Annotated in this window: 6 protein-coding genes; all 6 read left to right on the plus strand. The window is 47.8% G+C overall.

The annotated features are described in order from the left end of the window. Positions 1 to 399: ABC transporter substrate-binding protein (locus tag AB4517_RS19420; RefSeq protein WP_372149259.1), on the plus strand; the 399-nt coding region annotated here is incomplete at its 5' end. A gap of 60 nt (positions 400 to 459) precedes the next feature. Next, positions 460 to 1,347, plus strand: a complete 888-nt coding sequence (locus AB4517_RS19425; protein ID WP_372149262.1) for an alkaline phosphatase family protein — start codon at positions 460 to 462, stop codon at positions 1,345 to 1,347. Beyond that, positions 1,344 to 2,237 (plus strand): ABC transporter permease subunit, encoded by an 894-nt coding sequence (locus tag AB4517_RS19430; protein ID WP_017061233.1) that lies wholly within the window; start codon positions 1,344 to 1,346, stop codon positions 2,235 to 2,237. The genes AB4517_RS19425 and AB4517_RS19430 overlap by 4 nt, the downstream gene beginning before the upstream one ends. Next, positions 2,237 to 3,022 (plus strand): ABC transporter permease, encoded by a 786-nt coding sequence (locus tag AB4517_RS19435; protein WP_004732591.1) that lies wholly within the window; start codon positions 2,237 to 2,239, stop codon positions 3,020 to 3,022. The genes AB4517_RS19430 and AB4517_RS19435 overlap by 1 nt, the downstream gene beginning before the upstream one ends. Beyond that, positions 3,022 to 4,041: an ABC transporter ATP-binding protein gene (locus AB4517_RS19440; protein WP_136977780.1), complete on the plus strand. Its 1,020-nt coding sequence runs from the start codon at positions 3,022 to 3,024 to the stop codon at positions 4,039 to 4,041. The genes AB4517_RS19435 and AB4517_RS19440 overlap by 1 nt, the downstream gene beginning before the upstream one ends. Position 4,042: 1 nt before the next feature. Next, the gene (locus AB4517_RS19445) at positions 4,043 to 4,702 is read left to right on the plus strand and encodes an HAD family hydrolase (RefSeq protein WP_372149265.1); all 660 of its coding nucleotides are present in this window, start codon (positions 4,043 to 4,045) and stop codon (positions 4,700 to 4,702) included. Positions 4,703 to 4,775 lie beyond the last annotated feature (73 nt).

The raw sequence follows: 4,775 nt of genomic DNA on the forward strand, positions 1-4,775 counted from the left end.
CTTGAAAAAGGCGAAGTGGAAGTAGCAATCATGTGGGACTTCAACGCACTGAACTACCGCGACAAGATTGACCGTGAGCGCTTTACCGTAAGCATCCCGCAAGATGGATCAGTGATTTCTGGTTACACCACCATCATTAACAAATACGCACAAAACCCGAACGCTGCGAAGTTGGCTCGTGAATACATCTTCAGCGACCAAGGCCAAATCAACCTAGCAGAAGGTTACGCACGCCCAATCCGCAGCAACATTACGCTACCTCAATCAGTACAAGACAAGCTGATCTCGAACGATGAATACAGCAACGTGCACCCAGTATCTGACTTCTCAGCATGGGAAAAATCAGCACGCCGCCTGCCACGTCAATGGCAAGAAAGCGTATTGATTCACCAGCAATAACCCCGCTTAACACGCCACCTGTACGGGTGGCTTATAGAAACAAGCAATAGAGAATAGACCATGAGCAATAAGGTTATCCTTGTTGTTCTAGATGGACTGAACTATCAGGTAGCCCGTGATTGCATGGGCTACCTGAACGGCCTTCTAGAACTTAGTGACTCGAAAAACAGTAATCACAGCGTTTCCCAAAATCAACAAGGCGATTCGCAAGTCATGAGCACGCAAAAAAACAAGCTGCGCGCCACGCTTTACCCTGTGCAATGTGAGCTGCCATCTATGTCACGCCCGCTGTATGAGTGCATTTTAACTGGGGTTCGCCCTGTCGAAAGTGGCATCGTTAACAACCAAATCGTGCGTTTATCGAATCACGAGTCGATCTTTAGCTTGGCTAAATCGCAGGGCAAAGTGACGGCTGCTGCGGCATATCATTGGGTGAGTGAGCTGTATAACCGAGCGCCGTTTGACGCTGTGCGTGACCGTTTTACCAACGATGAAACCATGAACATTCAACACGGCTGTTTCTACCATTGGGACCACTACCCAGATGAAGCCTTGTTCTTGGATGCAGAGCACTTGCGCGTGACTCATCAGCCTGATTTTTTACTGATTCACCCAATGAACATTGACGACATGGGACACAAGCATGGGCTGGATTCTCGCCAGTACCGTAATAGTGCTCGTGGCGCGGATATTTACCTATCAAACTATCTTGAGAAATGGGTAGACGATGGTTATCAAGTGATCATCACCAGTGACCACGGCATGAACAATGACTTGTCTCACGGTGGCATTCTGCCTGAAGAGCGTGAAGTGCCATTCTTTGTGATTGGCGATAAGTTCACACACCAAGCCTGTTCAGTGAAACAGACCGATATCTGCGGCAGCGTCTGTCAGTTACTCAACCTTGAACACGATAAATCTTACACTCAGGAATTGTTGGCCTTATGAGCAGTTCTGTAATTACGCAGAGCGATGGCTCTGCGCTTCAACCCAAAACCAAATCTTTGTTTCAACGCTTCAAGCCCGCTTTGTGGCTTGCGCCTTTCGCGCTGTTTTTCTATCTGTTCCAACTGGCACCTATGGTTTGGGTGCTGATCAACAGCTTCTTCTACGACGATGAGCTCTCTCTCGAAAACTATTCTGAAATATTCGATTCTGCCTTCATGATGCAGGCCTTCGGTAACAGTTTATGGCTGTCGATTTGGTCGAGCATTGTTGGTTTAGCGATCGCGACTCTGCTCGTTTCTTCACTGCGCCGCGTTGATTCTAAAATCCGCGATGCGGTGATTGCTTTCACCAACATGAGCAGCAACTTCTCTGGTGTGCCTCTGTCGTTCGCATTCATCATCATCTTGGGCACCAATGGTGCGATTACCTTATTGCTCAAGCAGTATGGATTGCTGGGTGATTTCGACCTTTACGGCAAGTGGGGCTTGCTGGCGATTTACATCTACTTCCAGATCCCATTGGCGGTGTTGTTGCTCTATCCAGCGTTTGATGCTCTGAGTGACGACTGGCAAGCCGCTTCGGCACTGCTTGGCGCGAAAACTTGGCAATACTGGACCAAAATCGCGCTGCCTGTGTTATCTCCGGCTTTGTTCGGCACCTTTATCATCTTGATTGCTAACGCGATTGGCGCCTACGCAAGTGTGTATGCGTTGACCTCGGGCAACTACAACGTGATTACGATTCGAATTGCGAGCTTGGTATCGGGCGACTTGTTCCTAGAACCAAACCTAGCCGCGGCAATTTCTGTGATTCTGATGGCGATGCTGGCCTTCATCACAGTGATTAACCAATGGCTGATCAGTAAAAGCTACGCAGGGAAGAGAAAGTAATGAACACCGTAAATACTCGCTTTCATAAAACGGTTGTCTATTCGATTGTCGGCATCATGATGATCCCGATCTTAGCGACCTTTATTTACTCGATCTCTTCTCGTTGGGGCGCAACGATCCTGCCGGATGGCTTCACGTTAGATTGGTATATCAACCTGCTGACCGATCCTCGCTTCTTACAAGCTTTTGGTCGTTCACTGTTTATCTGTGTGGCAGCACTGTCATTGAGTGTGGTGTTGGTCTTGCCTGCGATTTTCGTGGTGTTTTACTATTTCCCGAAACTCGACAAGGTGATGAATATCCTGATCTTATTGCCATTCGCTGTGCCACCCGTGGTGTCGTCGGTTGGCTTGCTTCAGCTATATGCCGATAGTGAAATTTCCTTGATAGGCACACCGTGGATCTTGATTGGTACTTACTTCACCATCGCGTTGCCATTCATGTATCGCGCGATTGCCAACAGCTTTGAAGCGATTAACCTGCACGATTTGATGGACGCGGCACATCTGCTTGGCGCAAGTACCACCAAGGCGTTCTTATTGATTATTCTGCCAAACCTTAAGAAAGGCTTAATGGCGTCACTGTTCTTGTCGTTCTCGTTCCTATTGGGCGAGTTCGTGTTCGCCAACATCTTGGTGGGTACACGTTACGAGACACTGCAAATCTACCTATACAACATGCGTCAAACCAGCGGCCACTTCACGTCAGCCCTAGTGATGACGTACTTCCTGTTTATTTTCTTACTGACTTGGTTGGCAAGTCGTTTCAGCCAGGGAACAAAATAATGAGCTATGTAAATGCGAAAAACTTCACCAAGCGCTTTGGTGACAACACGGTGTTTGAAGATATTGAATTTTCAATCGAGAAGGGCGAATTCATTACTCTGCTTGGCCCAAGTGGCTGTGGTAAATCGACTCTGCTGCGCAGCTTGGCTGGCCTAAACCCTGTCGATGGTGGCGAAATCTGGGTTAATGGTGAAGAGATTACTCACCAAGTACCGCAACAACGTGGCATCGGCATGGTGTTTCAATCTTATGCCCTGTTCCCGAACATGACGGTTGAAGGCAACATTGCGTTTGGACTCAAGATGAAAAAGCTTGCTGCTGACGAGATTAAACGTGAAGTCGCGAAAGTGATTGGGCTGGTGGACTTAACGGGCAAAGAAAAGTTCTATCCGCATCAGTTATCGGGCGGTCAGCGTCAGCGTGTGGCTTTGGCAAGAGCCTTGGTGGTGAAGCCACGTATTTTGCTGTTGGATGAGCCGCTTTCAGCGCTGGATGCGAAGATCCGTAAACATCTGCGCCAACAGATCCGAGACATCCAAAAAGAGATGAACCTGACCACGATCTTCGTGACCCACGATCAGGAAGAAGCGATGATCATGTCTGACCGTATCTTCCTGATGAACAAAGGCGAGATCGTCCAAGCCGGTACGCCTGAAGAGATCTACACTCAACCTGCCAATGAATTTGTGGCTGGGTTCATGGGGCACTACAATCTGGTGCAAGCAAACAAGGCTAAGCAGTTGTTCAATATTGAAACCGAATGGAAAGTGGCGATTCGACCTGAATCTATCTATGTTAAGGAGCAAGGTCGACAGTATGGCGAGCATATCTCCGCGCCGAAAACGGGCACCATTCGTAACCACCAGCTCTTGGGTAACGTGATTCGCTACCAAGTGGACGTTGATGAGTGTGAATTAACGGTCGACCTACTCAACCGCTCCTCTGAACGACTGTTGGCAAACGGCAGCCAACTTGAACTCCTGTTTAACCTTAACGAAATTCAACCTGTGAGAGCCTAAGATGTTCAAACCTTTGTATGTATTTGATATGGACGAAACGCTGATCAATGCCGATGCCGCGATGCTCTGGAATGAATTCTTGGTTGAAAAGGGCATTGCCACTGCGCCCAACTTTATTGATGAAGATAAACGCTTAATGGGCCTGTATTCGGAAGGTAAGCTGAACATGGAAGATTACCTCACGTTCGCTATGCAGCCACTCGCGGAAATGCCAACAGAGCAAGTCACCGCCTTGGTGGAAGAGTGTGTTGAGCAGCATATTTTACCTAGGCAGTTTAAACAGTCGAAACCTTTGATTGAGCAGCTAGAGAATGATGATATCGATATGTTGATCATCTCTGCCAGCGTGACTTTCTTAGTAGAAGCGGTCGGCCGTAAGATTGGTATCGAGAATGCACTCGGTATTGATTTGGTCGAGAACCAAGGTCGTTTCACGTCTCAGATCTCAGGTGTACCAAGCTACCGTGAAGGCAAAGTGACGCGTTTAAAAGAGTGGTTAGATAAGCAAGAAACCAATTACTCAGACATCCACTTTTATACCGATTCAATCAATGACTTACCTTTGTGTGAACACGCTGATTTTGCCTATTTGGTGAATCCGTGCCCGCGTTTGAAAGCGTTAGCCGATCAACCGAATTGGTCGATTCTCAACTGGGGCTAACGCTGATCCCATCTTTGAATTATGTTCGCTTTAGAACGAAAAAAGCCGTTGATGTGAACTGACCCCCAATAGT

This window comes from Vibrio sp. 10N.222.52.C3 (assembly GCF_041474195.1).
GTDB classification, from domain to species: domain Bacteria; phylum Pseudomonadota; class Gammaproteobacteria; order Enterobacterales; family Vibrionaceae; genus Vibrio; species Vibrio crassostreae_C.